Origin of the sequence: Desulfovibrio sp. OH1186_COT-070, from assembly GCF_003860215.1 — a bacterium.
Taxonomy (GTDB): domain Bacteria; phylum Desulfobacterota; class Desulfovibrionia; order Desulfovibrionales; family Desulfovibrionaceae; genus Desulfovibrio.
The window spans coordinates 1-1,603 of the sequence record NZ_RQYH01000078.1; the positions used below are offsets into that span (position 1 = coordinate 1).

A 1,603-nucleotide genomic window follows, 5' to 3' on the forward strand; every position below is an offset into this window, starting at 1 on the left:
AGGTATAAGTGTGCGGAGGGACTAAAAGTAAACGGACATATAGAAAAGTATGACAAAATAATTTGTACTGCTGATTTCCCATATGCTACTTCATCTTTAATTAAAAATGAACATCATCCTAAGAAGTATACGACACAGAAAATTGATAATATGGACTATTCTTGCTCAGCCTTTTTAATGTACATAGGGGTTGATAAAGATTTATCTGAAGATATCTTGTTACATAATGTTATATTTTCAAAGGATTTTGATAATAATATCAATGAAATATTTTCCGGAGAAATATCCCAAGATCCATCAATATATGTATACGCTCCTAGTGTGGAGGATCAATCGTTAGCGCCAGAAGGTCAAACAGGTATTTATGTGCTGATGCCCGTTTCAGAATTGAAAACAGGTGATACGGATTGGTCTGATGAGTCAACAATCACACAAGTGAAAGATATTATTTACAATAAGCTTTCTACGATTAAAGCGTTAGAAGATTTGAAAAAGCAAGTTGTGACAGAAATTATTTATACACCTAAGGATTTTGAAGGAGATTATAATGCTAAATTTGGAGCAGCCTTTGGTTTAATGCCTACTTTAGCGCAAAGTAACTATTACAGACCGCCTAATGTGAGCAGAGATTACAAAAATTTGTATTTTGCTGGAGCTAGTGTTCATCCAGGGGCAGGAGTGCCAATTGTACTGACGAGTGCTAAAATTACAGTTGATGCTATGTTAGAAGATATTAATAATGGTATATAAAAAACGGGGGTGGGGCAGAAATTAAGTTTTCTAATATAGATTTCGTAGTCCCACCCCGGCAAGGGTGATTAGGATTGAAAAAAGCTTGATATAATCGCATTTTCAATTCAGGCACCTACTGCCAAATTGAAAACGAGCCTGAGACATCTATTTATGTCCCAGGCTCGCCTTTTTAACTAATCGAACGTAATGGTTTGTGGTGTGTCTAATTTTTTATCGTTCATAATTTTTATGGATTTTGGTATTACTTTAATTACACACAAGTTTGAATCATCCTTAGAGTCAAAAAAGGACTTATCTTGTTTGTTCCAAATCCAATCAATAGTCTCTTGATCTTTCAGTATTTCAACATTAGCATCAATTTCTAGAAAACTACGATTATTCGTTTCATCGTAACCTATAAGTACATGAGCTTTGGAATTATCTTGCAATTCAGCAATTTTTTTAGACTCAATGCTTGTCTTAGTATAAAGTGTGTGTCCATCATTATAAAATATCATGTATCTACTATTAGGTGTATTGTTATGTGCAGTAGATAGGACACCTATTTTTGATGTATTTAATATATTTTCAATTTCATTTTGTAATTGTTCGTTATTCATAATTTAATCACCTCTGATAATAATATACACTGAAGTTGCCTATAATATGTAAGGTATTAAAATTTATTTTATTTTTTAGTGAATTATACAAAAGTTAAAACGGGTGTATGATTGAAAACACAATCTTAAGTTAAAGGACAATTATAGAGTGAATTTGTATGAAACAAGTTGGGAAGCAATAAAATCCATTTAGGAGTCATACTTAACAGAGTTTTTAGAACGAAAGATAATCCACTTTTTCAATATATAGT

At 32.0% G+C, this 1,603-nt stretch carries 2 protein-coding genes; one reads left to right on the forward strand and one right to left on the reverse strand.

What is annotated here, in order from left to right:
• Positions 1–750, forward strand: a 750-nt coding sequence (locus tag EII23_RS11830; protein WP_185702396.1) for an NAD(P)/FAD-dependent oxidoreductase, incomplete at its 5' end; no start/stop codon positions are given.
• 176 nt (positions 751–926) lie between these two features.
• Here the strand turns inward: EII23_RS11830 and EII23_RS11835 are convergent.
• The gene (locus tag EII23_RS11835) at positions 927–1,352 is read right to left on the reverse strand and encodes a pyridoxamine 5'-phosphate oxidase family protein (RefSeq protein WP_124793533.1); all 426 of its coding nucleotides are present in this window, start codon (positions 1,350–1,352) and stop codon (positions 927–929) included.
• Positions 1,353–1,603: the final 251 nt, after the last annotated feature.

Bases quoted from the DNA above. Each gene is read 5' to 3' on its own strand.
- EII23_RS11835 (WP_124793533.1), bottom strand. From the start codon at position 1,352: ATGAATAACGAACAATTACAAAATGAAATTGAAAATATATTAAATACA.